The organism is Rhizobium sp. AN80A (assembly GCF_030053015.1).
Classification (GTDB): Bacteria; Pseudomonadota; Alphaproteobacteria; order Rhizobiales; family Rhizobiaceae; genus Rhizobium; species Rhizobium metallidurans.
In genome coordinates this window covers 3,549,480-3,567,262 of record NZ_JASJPX010000003.1, presented here as the reverse complement: position 1 = coordinate 3,567,262, position 17,783 = coordinate 3,549,480, and the positions used below count along the sequence as shown (strand labels likewise).

Annotated in this window: 16 protein-coding genes and 1 other RNA gene; 8 read left to right on the top strand and 9 right to left on the bottom strand. The window is 63.4% G+C overall.

Going from position 1 to position 17,783, the window contains the following annotated elements; all coding sequences use genetic code 11:
• The first annotated feature begins 21 nt into the window (after positions 1-21).
• Positions 22-240, top strand: a complete 219-nt coding sequence (locus P3R82_RS29135; protein ID WP_283196274.1) for a DUF2945 domain-containing protein — start codon at positions 22-24, stop codon at positions 238-240.
• 53 nt (positions 241-293) lie between these two features.
• Positions 294-857, top strand: a complete 564-nt coding sequence (locus tag P3R82_RS29130; RefSeq protein ID WP_283196273.1) for a DinB family protein — start codon at positions 294-296, stop codon at positions 855-857.
• On the opposite strand, the gene P3R82_RS29125 is transcribed toward P3R82_RS29130, so the two are convergent.
• From P3R82_RS29125 to P3R82_RS29100, 6 genes are all read right to left on the bottom strand, one after another.
• Positions 854-2,233, bottom strand: coding sequence for an AcvB/VirJ family lysyl-phosphatidylglycerol hydrolase (locus P3R82_RS29125; protein WP_283196272.1), 1,380 nt, complete (start codon positions 2,231-2,233; stop codon positions 854-856). The two genes, P3R82_RS29130 and P3R82_RS29125, sit on opposite strands and share 4 nt — an antisense overlap.
• Positions 2,230-4,833, bottom strand: a complete 2,604-nt coding sequence (gene mprF, locus P3R82_RS29120) for a bifunctional lysylphosphatidylglycerol flippase/synthetase MprF (RefSeq protein WP_283196271.1) — start codon at positions 4,831-4,833, stop codon at positions 2,230-2,232. Before mprF ends, P3R82_RS29125 begins: the two co-directional genes overlap by 4 nt.
• A 248-nt stretch (positions 4,834-5,081) precedes the next feature.
• Positions 5,082-7,277 (bottom strand): mechanosensitive ion channel family protein, encoded by a 2,196-nt coding sequence (locus P3R82_RS29115; protein ID WP_283196270.1) that lies wholly within the window; start codon positions 7,275-7,277, stop codon positions 5,082-5,084.
• Positions 7,278-7,384: 107 nt separating this feature from the next.
• Positions 7,385-8,404 (bottom strand): phosphogluconate dehydrogenase (NAD(+)-dependent, decarboxylating), encoded by a 1,020-nt coding sequence (gnd, locus tag P3R82_RS29110; protein WP_183900453.1) that lies wholly within the window; start codon positions 8,402-8,404, stop codon positions 7,385-7,387.
• A gap of 221 nt (positions 8,405-8,625) precedes the next feature.
• Positions 8,626-9,213, bottom strand: a complete 588-nt coding sequence (locus P3R82_RS29105) for a YigZ family protein (protein WP_183900452.1) — start codon at positions 9,211-9,213, stop codon at positions 8,626-8,628.
• A 159-nt stretch (positions 9,214-9,372) separates the two neighbouring features.
• On the bottom strand, positions 9,373-9,516 hold the full coding sequence (locus tag P3R82_RS29100) for a DUF1127 domain-containing protein (RefSeq protein ID WP_183900451.1): 144 nt from the start codon (positions 9,514-9,516) through the stop codon (positions 9,373-9,375).
• 556 nt (positions 9,517-10,072) lie between these two features.
• On the opposite strand from P3R82_RS29100, the gene P3R82_RS29095 reads away from it, so the two are divergent.
• A complete protein-coding gene (locus P3R82_RS29095; RefSeq protein ID WP_283196269.1) occupies positions 10,073-10,531 on the top strand; it encodes a hypothetical protein in 459 nt (152 codons plus the stop codon).
• Positions 10,532-10,587: 56 nt separating this feature from the next.
• Here P3R82_RS29095 and ssrS read toward each other — a convergent pair.
• The 3 genes from ssrS to P3R82_RS29080 form a co-directional block, all read right to left on the bottom strand.
• A non-coding RNA gene (gene ssrS, locus P3R82_RS29090) (6S RNA) lies at positions 10,588-10,746 on the bottom strand.
• Positions 10,747-10,817: 71 nt separating this feature from the next.
• A complete protein-coding gene (gene zapA / locus P3R82_RS29085; RefSeq protein ID WP_283196268.1) occupies positions 10,818-11,195 on the bottom strand; it encodes a cell division protein ZapA in 378 nt (125 codons plus the stop codon).
• A 15-nt stretch (positions 11,196-11,210) separates the two neighbouring features.
• Positions 11,211-11,486 (bottom strand): DUF4164 domain-containing protein, encoded by a 276-nt coding sequence (locus P3R82_RS29080; RefSeq protein WP_018899664.1) that lies wholly within the window; start codon positions 11,484-11,486, stop codon positions 11,211-11,213.
• 348 nt (positions 11,487-11,834) lie between these two features.
• On the opposite strand from P3R82_RS29080, the gene tkt reads away from it, so the two are divergent.
• The 5 genes from tkt to P3R82_RS29055 all read left to right on the top strand — a co-directional run bounded on the left by tkt (position 11,835) and on the right by P3R82_RS29055 (position 17,768).
• Positions 11,835-13,808 carry a transketolase gene (gene tkt / locus P3R82_RS29075; RefSeq protein WP_183900448.1) on the top strand — a complete coding sequence of 658 codons (1,974 nt, stop codon included), beginning with the start codon at positions 11,835-11,837 and terminating at the stop codon, positions 13,806-13,808.
• 69 nt (positions 13,809-13,877) lie between these two features.
• A complete protein-coding gene (gene gap / locus P3R82_RS29070; RefSeq protein WP_183900447.1) occupies positions 13,878-14,888 on the top strand; it encodes a type I glyceraldehyde-3-phosphate dehydrogenase in 1,011 nt (336 codons plus the stop codon).
• A 189-nt stretch (positions 14,889-15,077) separates the two neighbouring features.
• A complete protein-coding gene (locus P3R82_RS29065; protein ID WP_281393585.1) occupies positions 15,078-15,206 on the top strand; it encodes a hypothetical protein in 129 nt (42 codons plus the stop codon).
• Positions 15,207-15,281: 75 nt separating this feature from the next.
• Positions 15,282-15,596 (top strand): hypothetical protein, encoded by a 315-nt coding sequence (locus P3R82_RS29060; RefSeq protein ID WP_183900446.1) that lies wholly within the window; start codon positions 15,282-15,284, stop codon positions 15,594-15,596.
• Positions 15,597-15,917: 321 nt separating this feature from the next.
• The gene (locus P3R82_RS29055; RefSeq protein ID WP_283196267.1) at positions 15,918-17,768 is read left to right on the top strand and encodes a potassium/proton antiporter; all 1,851 of its coding nucleotides are present in this window, start codon (positions 15,918-15,920) and stop codon (positions 17,766-17,768) included.
• Positions 17,769-17,783: the final 15 nt, after the last annotated feature.

The window sequence follows — 17,783 nt, the reverse complement described above, 5'->3', positions numbered from 1 at the left end:
GCATCTCGAAAGGAGATCGTCATGCGCAAGTACCGCATCGGCACTGATGTCGAATGGAAATGGGGCACGGGGACCGGAACCGGCAAGATCAAGAAGAGCTTCACCGATGACGTCGAGCGCACGATCGAAGGTGCGGTCATCAAGCGGAAGGCGAGCACCGAGGAACCGGCCTATCTGATCGAGCAGGAAGACGGCGGCAAGGTGCTGAAGAGCCATTCAGAGCTGAAGAAATCCGGCTGACGGCGGCGTAAAGCGCCTGCATGCTCCAGCCGCTGCAACGACGAGGACATGCCATGACGGCTTTCGATCCCATCCGATCCTTCCGCAAGCTCGCCTATAACAACGCCCTCGCCAATCATCGCCTGCACATGGCCTGCGCGCTGTTGCAGCCGGGCGAGTTCGATGCGCCGCGCGTCAGCTTCTTCCCGTCGATCAGCTCGACGCTGAACCACATGCTGACGGTGGACTGGTTCTATGTCGATGCGCTGGAGGGTGGAACGCTCGGCCCGAGCGCATGGGCGGTCGAGGAGCCCTGCCCCGATATCGCGAGCCTTGCCGCCGAACAGAAAGCCGTCGATCAAAGACTGGTGACACTCGTCGAGGCGCTCTCGCCGCAAGGACTGGTCTCAGGCGTCGCGATCCATCGCGGCGAGCGCATCCAGCGGGAGCGGATGGAGGATGTGCTCAGCCATCTCTTCCAGCACCAGACGCATCATCGCGGCCAGGTGCATGCCATGCTGGCGGGCACCAGCGTGAAGCCGCCGCAGCTGGACGAGTTCATCGTCGCCGACGACGCCAGGTTCCGGGGCGACGAGCTCGCCGCCCTCGGCTGGAGCGAAGCACGGATCATGGACTAATCCTGCAGCCGCCCCTTCAACCCGTCGATGATCGTCTTGCTGAGCTCCGCGTAGTTCTCGTCGAAGTGATGATCGCCATCGAGCGCGATGACATCGGCGCCGCTGTCCTTCACATCCGGGCAGGCGGCTCCGTCGTCATCCTTGCCGTAGACGCACTGGACGATCTTGGGATCGACGGCCTTGAGATCCTTTACCGGGTCACCGCCGGCGCCGTCGGTCTTGGCGCCGAGCCAGCCCATGACCGAGATCTGGTAATCCACCTGGCGCGACAGCGACAGCAGGGACATCTGCGCCACCGCGCTCTTGGCCGCCGGCTTCAGCCGCGAATAGGCGGCGGGCACGACATCGGCGCCGAAGGAATAGCCGACCAGGAGCACATGCTTGACCTTCCACTGCTTGCGGTAGAGCTCGATGATCCGGCCGAGATCGTCGGCGGTTTCCTGCGGTTGGCGCTCGGACCAGAAGTAGCGCAGCGAATCCACGCCGACGACGGGAATGCCCTGCTTCTGCAGCGCGGCACCCACCTCCTTGTCGATATCGCGCCATCCGCCGTCGCCGGAATAGATGATCGCCATCGTGTCGAAGGCCGGCTTGGCGTCGAGGATCGTCAGCGGCAGGCCGAGCGGGTTGTCGGCATTGCCCGATGCGGCGATCACCTCGTCGAGCGTATTGCTGAGCGTCGTCCGTGCATCGTCCTCTGAATCGCGAATGTCGATATCCGGCTGCGCCTTCTTCAACTCCTCCACATGGGCGCGGCCATCCTTGTCTGCGCCAGCCGTGAAGGCCGCGATGATGGGATCGGGCAGCGCCGTGTCGCTGAGGCCATAGATCATCCGGTCACCGACGGTCTTCTTCTTGGCCGGCGTGCAGAGCTGCTGCGTCAGCGGGATGCCGGCAAGCGGGTCGATCGCCAGCGTCTGGCCGATCGTGGCATCGGGTGTCTGCGAGGCGATCGCCAGGGCGAGCGCTCCACCCTCGCCGATACCCGCGATGATCGGCAGACGGTACGGGCTGTTGCCGGCGGCGCGCTGCACCTGCTGGCTGAGCGATTCGATATCCGAAACGAGATAGATGCAGCCATCGTTCTCGCTGGCGTCGTATTTGCGCAGCGAATCCATGTAGGACGGGAAATCCACGCCGATGACGACGCTCCCCTGCCCGACCAGCCTGTCGGCCTCGGCCTTCTCGTTGTCGCCCCAGCCCGCCGCATCGGAGATCAGCATCACGGTGCCCTTCACCTCTCCCTGGGGAAGGAAGACGCGCGGCGAAGGAATGAGCCCGCTTTCGAATGTCTGCGTGGTCTCGTCGGCTGCCATTGCGGCGGGAACACAGAGCGCCAGCGCGCAGACGGCGGCCAGAATGTATCTTTTCATCATTTCCTTACGACCCCTTTCAATCCACCGCCGATCAGGAGCGTCGCGTCCATCAGGGCGATCATCGGATTGCCTCCTCCGGACACCGCGAGATATCGCGGGTGCCATTGAGGGTGAAACTTGGACTTGAAGGCCCTGAGGCCCTTGAAGTTGTAGAAGCGTTCGCCGTGCTCGAACACGGTGCTGCCGATCCGGTCCCATACCGGCGCCGTCTCGCGCTTCGACATGCCCGAAAGCGGCGCCATGCCGAGGTTGAAATGCGCGAAGCCCTCGGCCCGCAGATACTCCATGATCTGCACGAACAGGAAGTCCATCGAGCCCTTGGGCGCGTCCGGCGAAAAGCGCATCAGGTCGATCGTTCCCTCGTCCTTGGCCCCGGTGATCAGGATATTGGCGAAGGCGACGATCTTGCCTTCGAGCCTCAGGATCCCGACGGGTTGGGCGAGAATGTAATCCGGCGTGAACGCGCCGAGCGAGAAGCCCTTTTCCTTGGCGTTGTGGTCGGAAAGCCAGGCGTTGGAAACCGCCGCCAGTTCGTCCATCACGCCGGGCACGTCTTCCGGCGCGACCACCTCGAAGGTCAGTCCGTCGCGCTGGGCGCGGCTCGCGGTCTGCCGCAGGTTCGCCCATTTCCCGCCCTTCATCTCGAAGGTCGAGAGGTCCGAGACGGCGAGTTCGCCGAGCTTGAAGGCCCGGAGCCCGGCATCGGCGCAATGCGAAAGCAGCGCCGGCGAGATCTGGTAGAACACGGCGCGGCAGCCGGAGGCGCGAGCCGTTTCGACGAAACGCCACACGAGTTCGGGCATGGCGCTGCGGTCGCCGATCGGATCGAACAGCGCGATCCAGGAGCGCCCCTGGCGTCCGTACATGATGAAGGCGTCGCCTCTCTCGGAGAACATCACGCTCTTGTCGCCCATGCGCACCAGATTGGCGTCGGCGTAGCGCTGCTTCTCGACGATATCGACGGCGCGCTCCAGCGCCTCGTCCGATGCCGGCTCGAGCCGGGTCGTGGCCGGCCGCAGCAGGCTGAAGACGGCGATGGCGGTGGAGATGATGGTGATCCCCAGCACGGCGCGCAGGCCGCGCGGCGCCTCTTCGGCGAACTCGAACTGCCACCATAGCTCGTTGCTGTAGTCGACGTCGCGGTAGACGAAGAGCAGGATCACCACGGCGCCGACGCAGACCACGGCGATCGCCGTCAGCCATGACGCGGTCAGCGTCTGGTTGAGTAGCGAGGCGCGACGCCGGAACAGCCGGCGACTGACCAGCAGGCCGAATATCAGGAAGCCCAGGAACGACGCCTCGACGAGGGCGACGGCCTTCAGCAGCGACAGCATGAGCGCGGCGGCGGCCGAGAAGATCGAGATCCACCATGCGCCGTCGAGCTTCTGGCCAAGGCCGCGCGCGGCGACGACCAGCGCCAGGCCGGCGAGGCTAGAGAGGAAATGCGCGCCCTCGACGATCGGCAGCGGCAGGTAATTGGCGAGAAACTCCAGGTTGGAATCCGGCGTCGGCGTGACGCTCGAGAAGATCAGCATGACGCCGAGCAGCAGCGACAGCGCCGACAGGAGCTGCGGCATCAGCCGGATGCCGATCCGGCGGAACCCGGATGCGACGGGATGGTCCGCGAAGCGGCGAAGCTCGGTCGCCGAGACCGCCAGAACCGCGAGCAACAGCGGCACGACATGATAGATCAGGCGGTAGAGAACCAGCGAGCCGAGTACGGCGTCGATATTCACGGCGCTGCCGAGCGCCGCGATGATGACGGTCTCGAACACGCCAAGGCCGGCCGGCACATGGCTGAGCACGCCGAGACCGACGGCGATCGCGTAGACGGCGAGAAACACCGGCCAGCCGATCGCCGTTTGCGGCAGGAGAACGTAGAGAACGGTGGCCGACGCCGCGATATCGAAGGCGGCGACCAGGAACTGCCGCGACCAGGTGGCGGAATCCGGCAGCCTCAGCGAAAAGCGCCCGACGCTGACCGCCCGGCCGCCACGGCCGAGCACGACGCCCGCCGCCAGCACCAGCACGATCGCCCCGCCGATGACGCGCAGAACCCAGCTGCTGACATCGATGAGCGGCGCGATCTCGTCGGCGATCGCCAGAAGCGCGATGGAGCCGACGCCCGCCAGCCCCAGCCCGAAGGCGATGGTGACGAAAGCGATGACGCGGCCGATCTCCTCGGGCGTCAGCCCAAGCCTGGAATAGGCGCGGTAGCGGATCGCGCCGCCGCTGAGCGCGCCGAAGCCCGCCGTGTTGCCGACGGCATAGGCGGAAAACGCGGTCAGGGCGACCTGCGGGAACGGCAGTTTCCTGCCGACATACTCGATGGCGTTGACGTCGTAGAACACCAGGGCCAGGAAGCTGAGCGCCGTGAAGAACAGCGCCAGCACGATCGAGCTGATCCTGGTATCGGCCAGCGCCTGCACCACGTCCTCGTAACGCACCTCGGTCGTCAGCCGCTCGATCGCGAAACCGACCATGCAGAACACGGCGAGCGTCGCCAGCGCCGTCAGATGTGTCCGATATCGGCTGAAAAATCGCGCGATCGCGGATTCTTCTATAACTTCAATCTCTTCCAAGTTGGCGTGCTTCGACATCACGGACCGTCGTAAACCTACATATGAGCGGAAATCATGTCTTGGACATCTAACATAAGCTACATGTAAGTTCTTGGACGCAAGTCCTCGAATACATGGCAACACTACCCCAATGCCGTCTAACGACGCCTGCTTTATCCCCAATTGGGGCATTTTTGGCGCGCGGACAGAGGTTTCAATATTGTATTTTCGTAAGGTTAAATTCTTCGACGGGCCACTGCCGGCATCCGAAGATGCCGGCCCGCCATTTATGCCGCCGGCTCGGTCCCCGCACCCGCGGCCGCGGCCTGGTTGGTCTTCTGCGCGGCATAGCGCGCCGCCGCCGCGTTGGCGTCGGCATCGTGCCCCTCGCTCGAAACCTGCAGGGTGGGAACGGCGAATTCGATGCCGTTTTCCTTGAAGGCCGTGCGGATCATCGCCAGCGCGTTGCGGCGGATGACGAACTGCTCGCCGGGCTTCGTCATCATCGCCAGGCGGATGACGATCGCGAATTCACCGAATTGCTCGACGCCCTTCATCTTCAGCGTCTCGATGATGTGAGGCGCGTAATCGGGATTGTCGAGCAGCTTCTGGCCGATCTGCTTGATCACCTTCTTGGCCAGCACGAGATCGGTGTCATAGGTGACGTTGAGGGTGATCTTGTCGATCGTCCAGTCGCGGTTGAGGTTGCGGACCGCGCCGAGCGTCCCGAACGGCACCGTCGTCAGCGGCCCGCGATGGTGGCGCAGCTTGACCGATCGCAGGCTGAAGGCCTCGACCACGCCCTTGTGGCTGCCGCTCTCGATATATTCGCCGACGCGGAAGGCATCGTCCCAGAGATAGAACATGCCGCTGATCACATCCTTGACGATGGTCTGCGCCCCGAAACCGACCGCCACGCCGACGACGCCGGCGCCGGCGATCAGCGGCCCGATCTCGACGCCGAGGCCGGACAGCACCATCAGCACGGCGATGACCGCGATGACGACGGCGAGGATATTGCGGAAGATCGGCAACAGCGTCTGCAGCCGCGCGCGCCTCGCCTTCTCGTCATCGCTGATCGTCCCTTCGAGAGACGAGTCGGCCAGCCTGCCGTTGATATAGGCGCGCGCCAGATGCCAGACCAGGTCGGCCGCGAGCAGGATGACGATGCCACCGACGGAACCGCGCACGATCCGGTCGACCATCGTCTCGCCGGCCGCCATCCGGTCGGCCGCGAAGCCGAGAATGCGGCCGAGCCAGATGGCCGCGATGGTGATGATGATGGCCCGCACGCCGCGATCAAACAGCACCGCCGCGATCCGCTTCCTGGCGACGAACCCGGCCTCGGCCTTGTCGAGCGACCGCACCGCGAGCGTCGAGATGCGCAGCACACGCGGCAAGAGGACGAGATAGATACCGATCCACAGCAGGAGATTGAAGCCCGCCACCCAGAGCAGCCAGAGCGCCACGAAATAGATCGTCAGCATCCAGGATGCCGTGGCGCTCTTATGTCCGCCCTCGGCCGGACGCGACCAGACCGCTTCCGTGGCGATGGCGAGCAGCCCCAGCCCGAGCACATAGGCCACGAGATAGCGCGACCCGTTGGAAAAGCCCAATGGTGCCAGGAGCTGGATCAGCGCCCAGCCGAACACGAAATAGATGATGAACGTGCAGCTGCGCTTGAACCAGAACATCGCCGTCTCGCGCGAGACGTCGCGCGCGCCGTCGGCATGCGGCAGCGTCACCAGCGACACCAGGATGCGGCCGACCGAGATGGTGACGCGGGAGACGATCAGCGCGATGGCAACCGCGATCGCCAGCGATTGCGTGATCGGCGGCCAGTTGAAGAGCACGAGCGGAACGAGCGTCGCGATGCAGAACACCAGCGCCGGCACCACCCGGTAACTGAGATTGGTCGCCGCATGATGCGCGACCGTGGCCACCGCGCCATCCTCCTGTTTGATGCGCGGGCGCGGCACGATCATCCGGAACAGCACTTCGGCGACCGCCCCGGCCAGGAAGAGAGCCAGAAGCTCGAACGACACGGCGGCCCAGCCGCTCGGCTGGACCTCGCGCTCGACGATCTCGGAAGCATTCTCCACCTCGTCAGGCAGCGTCATCGCCGCGCCGGACACCAGGTTGAAATGCGTGCGGGTATGACCGAGGAATTCCGACAGCACCGACATCTGTTCGCCGGACATCTCGCCAGCGGGTGCAGCCGGTTGAGCCGCCGCCGTCGGTGCCGGGGTCGATGGCTGCGCGGCTGGTTGGACAAGTGGTTGGGTGGGCGCCTGCGTTGCCATCCATTGCTTGACGGCGGGCTTTTCCATCAGCTCGAATATCTGCCGCACCTCGGCGGGCGGCGGCACCGTTGCTGTCGAAGCGGCCGGCGGCGTCTGCGCCACGGCCCCCCAGCTGGTCATCATGAATGCAACTAGCGGCAGAAGCCGCTTCATAACGCGTGCGCCAAACCCCAGACCCATCGCCAGCCCTCCAACATATATAGCATAGCTTATATTGAAGCGCGGGAAAGAAAAGCCCGCGCGGCTTGCGGCGGCGCGGGCTTGGATAAGCATTATTGCTGAATGGTTTATGCCTTGGGCTTTTCGACGTGGCCGCCGAAGCCGGCGCGCATGGCCGACAGTACCTTGTTGGCGAATTCGTCGTTGTCGCGCGAGGAGAAGCGGCTGTAGAGCGCGGCACTCAGCACCGGTGTCGGCACGCTTTCGTCGATGGCGGCCATGATCGTCCAGCGGCCTTCGCCCGAATCCGACACGCGGCCTGCATAGGCGCCGAGCACCGGATCGGCATGCAATGCGTCCGAGGTGAGATCAAGCAGCCAGGAGGTGATGACGCTGCCGCGACGCCAGACTTCGGCGACGTCCTGCAGGTTGAAGTCGTACTGGTAGTGCTCCGGATTGGCGATCGGCGCCGTCTCGGCATCGACTTCATGCGTGGCAGCACCGATATTGGCGCGCTTCAGGATGTTGAAGCCTTCGGCATAGGCGGCCATCAGGCCGTATTCGATGCCGTTATGCACCATCTTGACGAAGTGGCCCGCGCCGTGCGGACCGCAATGCAGATAGCCCTGCTCGGCCGTGCTGCCGGCCTGGTCGGGGCGATGGGCCGACGGCGCGACGTTGCCGACGCCCGGCGCCAGCGACTTGAAGATCGGCGACAGCGAGTCGACCACCGGCTTTTCGCCGCCGATCATCAGGCAATAGCCGCGCTCGAGACCGAAGACGCCGCCGCTGGTGCCGACGTCGACATAGTGCAGGCCCTTGGCCGTCAGTTCGCCGCCACGGCGGATGTCGTCGTGGTAATAGGAGTTGCCGCCGTCGATGATGATGTCGTCGCTGTCGAGCAGCGGCGTGATCTGCGCGATGACCTTGTCGGTGATGGCCGCCGGCAGCATCAGCCACACGGCGCGCGGACGCGACAGCTTCGAAACGAACTCTTCCAGCGAAGCGCTGCCGACGGCGCCCTTGCCGACCAGATCGTTCACGCTTTCCGTCTTCGCGTCGTAGACCACGCATTCATGGCCATCGCGCATCAAGCGCTGGACCATGAAGCTGCCCATGCGGCCCAAGCCAACCATACCAAGCTGCATCTCATAATCTCCTGAGAATTAAGAATCTAATCGATATTATGCGCGAATACCTATCACTCGCGCTGCAGCAAGCAAGCGAAGTCTCCGTCACAATGACGGGAACGTCAACGCATCGCATGCCGATCATCGCTGAAACCGCGAGCGCGCAGGGCATTCCGTCGAATCTTGAACTTGAAAAAATATCGCGAATGTCAACCGCGGACCGCCGCTCACCCCACGGCTCATTGCTGCACTGCAAGAATAACGCGGCCGCTGGTGGCGTCGCTGAGCATCCGCGCGGTCTCGGGCGCCACGGCTTCCGGGATGGACAGTGTCAGCAGCGCTCCCGCGTCCACGAACACCTCGGCCACGACGCGCACGCCGGCCGAGGCCGCTATCCGCGCCTTGACCAAGGCGAGATCCGAGAAATTCACCGCGATCTCGGCCTCGACGGTCGCGACCAGCTCGACCAGCGTCGCCGCTCTCAGGCAGGCCGCCGCCGTGCCACCATAGGCGCGGATCAGCCCGCCGGTTCCAAGAAGCACGCCGCCGAACCAGCGGGTGACGACGACGGCCACCCGGTCGAGCGATTGTCCGTCGATCGCCTGCAGGATCGGTTTGCCGGCGGTGCCGCTCGGTTCGCCATCGTCGTTGAACCGATAGCTCTGGCCGATCCGCCATGCCCAGCAATTGTGATTGGCGGCGGGATCCGCATGCGCCGCCAGAAACGTCCGAGCATCCTCCTCGGAGCCGATCGGCGCCGCGACAGCCAGAAACCGGCTCTTCTTGACGATCTGCTCGAGTGTCTCGGTGCGGATAAGTGAAAACATGGCCATTGCCATATCGCCAGCAACGCTCGCTTCGCAAGCAAAACCGGCTCCCGCCGGAAGCTCCCGACCGCAAATCGGAAGCCGGAAAAGCAAAACGCCCGCAGCTCAAGGCAACGGGCGTTTGAAATGTCTCCGCTCGCCAGGAGCGGCGGTCGCGTGTTAGCGCGTGGCGTCGCGGGCAACGCGCTCGATGTCGGCGCGGTTGATGCCGAGATCGCTGAGCGCACGGTTGGACATGCGGCCGAGTTCGTTGATGGTCTGACGATACTTGCGCCAGTTATTGAAGGAGCGTGCTACGTTCATGGTAAATCCCCTTTCCTAGGGCTTTCAGCGCCTGGCAGCGCCTTTGCTGCCCGTGTCTCTCTGTTGATGTGAATATAGGCGTCCTCCCCGTCGGCGAACAGCGCTAAAGCATCAGAACACCAATGCGTGCAGCGCATAACTAAACCGGTGCTGCTTAATATTTTTGCCCCTGAAAAAGCCGTAAACGTTTCAGAAAGCCGCTCTTTTCGGGAACTTTCGCCCCGATCTCCGCGGAGCGAGGCCGCCCCGGCCACATTCGTTAAAGTGTTTTAACCGTTTTAATCGACGGATATCCGCTTGAAATTACAGATACCCGGCAATTCACGGCTGCAAAAACACGAATTTCCTCCAATGCGCTCAGCGCATACATTCTCCACACCCCTGCGACAGCGCGCCAGAACCATCCCCGAATGCGCGCCGACACACCGCTTTTCGCCGCGAACAGCCGACGGCCCCATTGCCAGCAAACCCGGCATACGGCAGTAGAGACGCGCCGATGCGGTCGAGTGCGCGACCTTCGGCGGCCGTGCCAGTACCCGCGCAACAAGGAAGTCACATGAAGCATATCCTCGCCGCGGCCACGCTTGTTGCGGCCACCCTGCTCTCCATGGCCACGGCCCGCGCCGCCGATTTCGGCGTCACCCCGATGATGGATGGCGACAGCTTCATCGGCTGCCTCGCCCAGAACAACCGCACCGGCATCGGCTACCTCGCGGTCGGCGACAAGCTGGCCCTGTTTGCCAATGCGGACGCCTTCGCGATCACCAAGGGCGAGCGCGTTAAGGGTACATGGTCCGTGGATGGCGCCGCCGCCGCGGAATTCTCCTCGACCGCAGACAGCGACAAGACCGTGACGATCGACGTCCCGAACGATGCGCCGACCGTCACCGCCTTGACCTCCGGCAAGGAGCTGACCGTCACCGCCAACGGCATCGACGTCATCCTGCCGCTGACCGGCACGGAGCAGGCGTTCACCGAGCTGCTGACCTGCATGAAGGAAAACGGCGGCGAATAAGGCCGGACGCCAGGGCGCTCTAAGCGCGACGCGATCACGGGCGATGGGAAGGAAGAGTGCGATCCGCGGCAACCGATGGAGGTTTACGATCCTGGGTGCCTACAAACGTAGGTGGGCGCCATATGTCCAAGCCCACGGGCCTGGCCAGGGACAGCTCCCTTTGGATCGAGTATGGCCCCAGGGATTGTGGTTCCTGTCGAGAGGCGCAGATCGCAACTGCTATATAAGACCGATCCATGACGCGCGCCAGAGGCTGACGCGGACGTCCCGGATTTAATTCAAGGCGCTAGTTCAGCGCTGCGGGCGCCCGGCCGTTCAGCTTGTCGGTGATCCCGCGCAGCTGGCTGCTGACCTCGACGATGGCGGCGGCGATGCTTTCTTCTGTGCGGCTCGTCGCGGCCAGCACCGTGTCGCGGTTGCTGCGCAGGCTGTTGAGTTCATCTTCAAGGCTGGCGACGCGCCGCGTCAGCTCTGAGATCTCGTCCATGATCATGATGCCGGCCATGACGGTGATACGGAGATCGCCGATTTCGCCGAACTGACCCTTGAGATGGCCGACATAACGGTCGAAACGGGTGGCGAGATCGGTCAGGTGCTCTTCCTGTCCCTCCTCGCAGGCCATGCGATAGGCCTTGCCGTCGATCATTACCGTTACCTGCGCCATGTCCTAAGCCCTTTATTAGCGGTCGAGAACCGCGCGGATGGTCTCCATCGCCGTCACCAGGCGACGCGACACCTCGCGATTGACCTCTTCCAGCCGGTTCGCGCGGAATTCCGCCTGGTCGAGCTCCTGCGCCAGCTTGGAGCGATCGGCATGCACGCGGCGAACCTCGCCCTCGATCTCGCCGGTCTCGCGCTGCCGCTCGATCCGGGCGTCGACGGCGCTGTCGAGCGCCGAAATCGCCTGCCTGAGCTCCAAGAGCGCTGCATCGATGCTGTTGCCAGTGGATGTCATGTCTTTCCGGTTCCCCGCGCAAGACCCGCGAATCGGTATCGAGGCCCGACGCGATGTTTTCAAAAGGATATGCAGCTCGCCAACTGCCCGTCAATAAAGGCCTGAGGGCGGCAGGCGAGCTAGTTGTGGATGACTGAAATCGGCGGCTCCGTCAGCGGGCCTGTCACACGCCTGTCAACTTTTGTTAAAATCGTTGGTCAAATGTCAAAAATCGTCATTCCGACCCCTCTAATAGGGCTTCGATTTATTGACTTGCCTGCTCCAACTGCTATTTGTGCACCCGCTCTCATTGATGGTCTCCGCAGGCTTGAGGCCATCCCCCGACACCCCGGAACAAGCGGAATAGCGATGATTTCTCCTGAACAACACGACCGGATGGCAAACGCGATCCGTTTCCTCTCAATGGATGCAGTCGAGAAGGCGAATTCCGGCCATCCGGGCATGCCGATGGGTATGGCCGATGTCGCGACCGTCCTGTTCTCGAAGTATCTGAAGTTCGACCCGTTGAAGCCGCACTGGCCAGACCGCGACCGCTTCGTGCTGTCGGCCGGCCACGGCTCGATGCTGCTCTACTCGCTGCTTTATCTAACCGGCTACCCTGACATGTCGGTCGATGACCTCCAGCAGTTCCGCCAGCTCGGCTCCAAGACCGCCGGCCACCCCGAATACGGCCACGCCACGGGCATCGAAACCACCACCGGTCCGCTCGGCCAGGGCATTGCCAATGCCGTCGGCATGGCGATCGCCGAACGCAAGCTGCGCGAGGAATTCGGCGCCGACCTGCAGGATCACTACACCTACGTGATCAACGGCGACGGCTGCCTGATGGAAGGCATCAGCCATGAAGCCATAGCGCTCGCCGGCCACCTGAAGCTCAACAAGCTCATCCTCTTCTGGGACAACAACTCGATCACCATCGACGGCGCCGTCTCCCTGTCGGATTCGACCGACCAGATCATGCGCTTCAAGGCCGTTCACTGGCACACGATCGAAGTCGACGGCCACGACCAGGCGGCGATCGCGGCAGCCATCGAGGAAGCCCACAAGTCCGACAAGCCGACCTTCATCGCCTGCAAGACCGTCATCGGCTTCGGCGCTCCGAACAAGCAGGGCAGCCACAAGGTTCACGGTTCGCCGCTCGGCGCCGAGGAAATCGCCGCTACCCGCAAGGCGCTGAACTGGGAATACGAACCCTTCGTCATCCCCAACGACGTTCTCTCCGATTGGCGCGCCGCCGGCACCCGTTCGGCCGACGCCGTCAAGGCATGGGAAGGCCGCCTCGAGAAGGCAGCGACCAAGGCCGAGTTCAACCGCCGCTTCGCCGGCGACCTGCCCCAGGGCTTCGACGCCGCCATCAGCGACTACAAGAAGAAGCTCGCTGAGACCAAGCCGACGGTTGCGACCCGCAAGGCTTCCGAGGACGCGCTTGAAGTCATCAACGGCTTCCTGCCGGAAACGATCGGCGGCTCCGCCGACCTGACGCCGTCGAACAACACCAAGACCAGCCAGATGCATTCGATCACGCCGACGGATTTCGCCGGTCGTTACATGCACTGGGGTATCCGCGAGCACGGCATGGCATCCGCCATGAACGGCATCGCGCTGCACGGCGGCCTCATCCCCTACGGCGGCGGCTTCATGATCTTCTCGGATTATTGCCGCCCTCCGATCCGCCTCGCGGCGCTGATGGGCATCCGCGTCGTCCACGTTCTCACGCACGATTCTATCGGCGTCGGCGAAGACGGCCCGACCCACCAGCCGGTCGAGCAGATGGCCTCGCTGCGCGCCATCCCGAACCTGATGATGTTCCGCCCGGCCGACGCCGTCGAAACCGCCGAGTGCTGGCAGATCGCGCTGAACACCAAGGACCGTCCGTCGGGCCTGGCGCTCACCCGCCAGAACCTCACCACCGTCCGGACCGAATACAGCGAGAAGAACCTCTGCGAACTCGGCGCCTACACGCTGGCTGGTAATGCCGACGCCAAGGTGACGATCTTCGCTTCGGGCTCCGAAGTCGAGCTGGCGGTCGCCGCCCGCAAGACGCTCGAGGAAAAGGGCGTTACCGTCCGCGTCGTCTCGGTCCCCTCGACCGAACTGTTCTTCGAGCAGCCGGATGCCTACCGCGCCGAGATCCTCGGCAAGTCGCCGATCAAGATCGCCGTCGAAGCCGCCGTCCGCGAAGGCTGGGATGCCTTCATCGGACCGGAAGGCACCTTCGTCGGCATGAAGAGCTTCGGCGCTTCCGGCCCGGCCAAGGATGTCTTCAAGAAATTCGGCATCACGACGGAAGCTGTCGTCGCTGCTGTTGAAGCCAAGCTTTGATGTGATAAAGGAGCGCCTGAGGGCGCTCCTCATTCCATAACGCAAGCCCTACTCTCGGGAGAGACACACATGACTGTAAAGGTTGCCATCAACGGCTTCGGTCGTATCGGCCGCAATGTTCTCCGCGCCATCGTCGAATCCGGTCGCACGGACATCGAAGTCGTTGCCATCAACGACCTCGGCCCGGTCGAGACCAACGCGCACCTGCTGCGTTACGACTCGATCCACGGCAAGTTCCCGGCCGAAGTGAAGGTCGAAGGCGACACGATCACCGTTGGCGGCGGCAAGCCGATCAAGGTCACCGCCGTGCGTGATCCGGCGCAGCTGCCGCACAAGGAACTCGGCGTCGACATCGCCATGGAATGCACCGGCATCTTCACCTCGCGCGACAAGGCTGCCGCTCACCTGACGGCTGGCGCCAAGCGCGTCATCATCTCGGCGCCTGCCGATGGTGCCGACCTGACCGTCGTCTTCGGCGTCAACCACGACCAGCTGACCAAGGACCACCTGGTCATCTCCAACGCCTCCTGCACCACGAACTGCCTGGTTCCGGTCGTCAAGGTTCTCGACGACGCCGTCGGCATCGATCATGGCTTCATGACCACGATCCACTCCTACACGGGTGACCAGCCGACGCTCGACACCATGCACAAGGACCTGTACCGCGCCCGCGCCGCAGCCCTGTCCATGATCCCGACCTCGACCGGCGCCGCCAAGGCCGTCGGCCTGGTTCTGCCGCACCTGAAGGGCAAGCTGGACGGCACGTCCATCCGCGTTCCGACCCCGAACGTCTCGGTCGTCGACTTCAAGTTCGTCTCCAAGAAGGCCACCACGGTTGGCGAGATCAACGAAGCCATCAAGGCCGCGTCGAACGGCAAGCTGAAGGGCATCCTCGGCTACACCGACGAGCCGCTGGTTTCCCGCGACTTCAACCACGACAGCCACTCGTCGATTTTCGCCACCGACCAGACCAAGGTCATGGAAGGCAACTTCGTTCGTATCCTCACCTGGTACGACAACGAGTGGGGCTTCTCCAGCCGCATGTCGGACACGGCCGTCGCCTACGCCAAGACCATCTAAGGTCGGCGATATGGGTTTCGGAAAGCGGCTCGGGAAACCGGGCCGCTTTTCATTTGTCGAGACGAGCCGCGACGGTCAAACGCGCTTGCCCGCATCCTGCCGGATGCGGTAAATTCAAGCCACAGGCTGCAACGCGGCGCCCAACGAGAAGCCGGACCTGCAACAGGCGGATCACCCATGAGAATGCTGATGTTGGCAATCCTACTCGTCATGATCGCCGGCGTGCTCAGCCTCACCGTCGTCGGCGGCGGCTCCAGGCAGATCGCCAAGGGACAGCCGCTGCTCGCCTCCTCCTCGCGCTTGATGGGACCGCGATAATTATACTGGCGGCGGGCTGGCATGGCATCACCGAACACCATAGTGTCGGACAAACGAAAAGCGAAAGAGAATTCAATGGACTACTTCACCATCGAGATATCAGGCAAACCCATCGCGAGCTTCCGTTCCGAAAACGCCGAGGACGCCCGGCACTTCTTCGAGGCCGAGGATTTCCGCGAGGACCTGACCGTGCTTCAGACCGAAGGCAAGCCCGTATGGGATGGCGCGGCGGCAATCACATTGCGCAAGGCGACCCCGGATGAGGCGAGCGAAGTCGAGCATGCCTACGAGTTCGACGACGATCCCTCCCGCACAATCGAAGACGAATTCGTCGTCTTCCTGATCCCGATTTCCGACGCGGACGAAGACGACGGCAACGACGACGCGTGAGCCGTCACAAATATCCCGGAATACGAATGTGCAAGAAAAGAACAGGGCAGCGATTTTTGCCCTGCTCTCGCCTGATTTGACCCTACACTTTACGCAGGATCACTTTCCAACCGTTCATTCGATTTGCCCCGGGCGGACCACTCAGCAGCATGATGCATGCAAGGCGCAAGGATAGCCCTTCAGGTCTACCCTTCGCCTGAATTTTGCCCTTTACTGGCAGGCATCGGACAGGAACCGGAGAAGCGATACGATCTTTTGAGACAGCCGCATTCGACGCGAAGCGAAACTGCGGCGATTGATTTTGCGTGAAGGGGCTTGGGCATGGAAGCATTCTACATCGTCGTGCTGGTATCGACGGCGCTTGTGCTTCTTGCCGCTTTCTCCAGCCTGCTCGCCTTCCGCTTCGGCGCCCCGCTGCTGCTCCTGTTCCTCGGTATCGGCCTGCTTGCCGGCAGTGATGGCCTCGGCATCGAATTCACCAACAATTACCTCGCCTACATCCTCGGCTCGATCGCGCTTGCGATCATCCTCTTCGATTCCGGCTTCGGCACGCCGGTACAGGCCTTCAAGCTCGCCGCCGTTCCCTCCATAACCCTGGCATCGGTCGGCGTGCTGATGACGGCGGCGCTCTTTGCCGTCGCCGCCATGTGGCTTTTGAACTTCACCTGGCTCGAGGGCATGCTGCTTGGCTCCATCGTCGCCTCCACCGACGCCGCGGCGGTCTTCTTCCTGCTGCGCATCGGCGGCATCAACATTCGCGACAAGGTACGCTCGACGCTCGAGGTCGAATCCGGCACCAACGACCCGATGGCGATCTTCCTCACCATCGCGCTGGTCGAGGTTCTGGCGTCGGGCGAGCGCTACAGCGGCATCAATATCGGCATGCTCGCCATGTTCGTGCAGCAGATGGGCCTCGGCGTCATTCTCGGCCTGCTCGGCGGCATGATGATCGTGCTCATCGTCGGCCGGCTCGAGACCGATCGCGGCCTGACGCCGATCTTCGTGCTGGCGCTGGCGCTTCTGGTCTTCTCGTTCACCGGCGCCGTCGGCGGCAGCGGCTTCCTCGCCGTCTACGTCGCCGGCATCTATGCGGGAAACCGCAAGCTGCCCGGCTACGCCTCGATCAAGCGCTTCCAGGACGGCATGACCTGGCTGGCGCAGATCATCATGTTCCTGGTGCTCGGCCTTCTGGCGACGCCATCGCAGTTCGGAACGATCGCCATTCCCGCCGTGCTGCTTGCGCTCTTCCTGATCTTCATCGCCCGCCCCCTTGCGATCTGGCTGTCGCTGCTGCCCTTCGACTACACGCAGCAGGAAATCGGCTTCGTTGCCTGGGTCGGCCTGCGCGGCGCCGTCTCCATCCTGCTCGCCATCATGCCGATCCTGGGCGGGCTGGAAAATGGTCAGGTCTACTTCAACACCGCCTTCATCATCGTGCTCGTCTCGCTTCTCGTGCAGGGCTGGACCATCAAGCCGGTCGCCAAGAAGCTCGGCCTGATCATTCCGCCGCGCATCGGCGCCGTCGACAAGGTGGAGGTCGACCTGCCGGGCGCCGCCAACCACGAACTCCTCTCCTACCGCGTCGTCAAGGACAGCCCGGTGCTGCGCGGCGAGCGCATTCCGCGCTGGGCCACCCCCTCGCTCGTCATCCGCGACGGCAAGTCGATGCGCTATCAATATGCCGGCCGCCTGCGCGAGAACGATCTCGTCTACCTCTTCATCGTTCCTTCCTACTCGCGCCTGCTCGACAAGCTCTTCGCAAGCCGCGTCCCCGTCGAGGAAGACGACACCGATTTCTTCGGCGCCTTCGCGCTTTCCCCAAGCCGCCCGGCCACCGATCTCGACGCCGCCTACGGCCCCGGCCTTCTGAACGAAAACGAGAAGGGCCTGACCATCGCCGAGCTGATGAAGCAGCGTCTCGGCGGCAAGGCGGAATATGCCGACCGCGTGCGCCTCGGCTCCATCATCCTGATCGTCCGCGACCTCGACGACCACGATCATATCAGCGCCATCGGCATGTCGCTGGAGGCCGTCGAGCCGGCCGTGACGCTGCCGATCTTCATCAATCTGCGCGATATCATCGACCGCGTGCACGACCGCTTCAAGAGCCGCAAGAACAAGGAGGCGGCGGCCGCCGCCGCGGCTGGAAAAGCCGACGAAAACCCGCGCTGAACGCCTTGCGTCCGC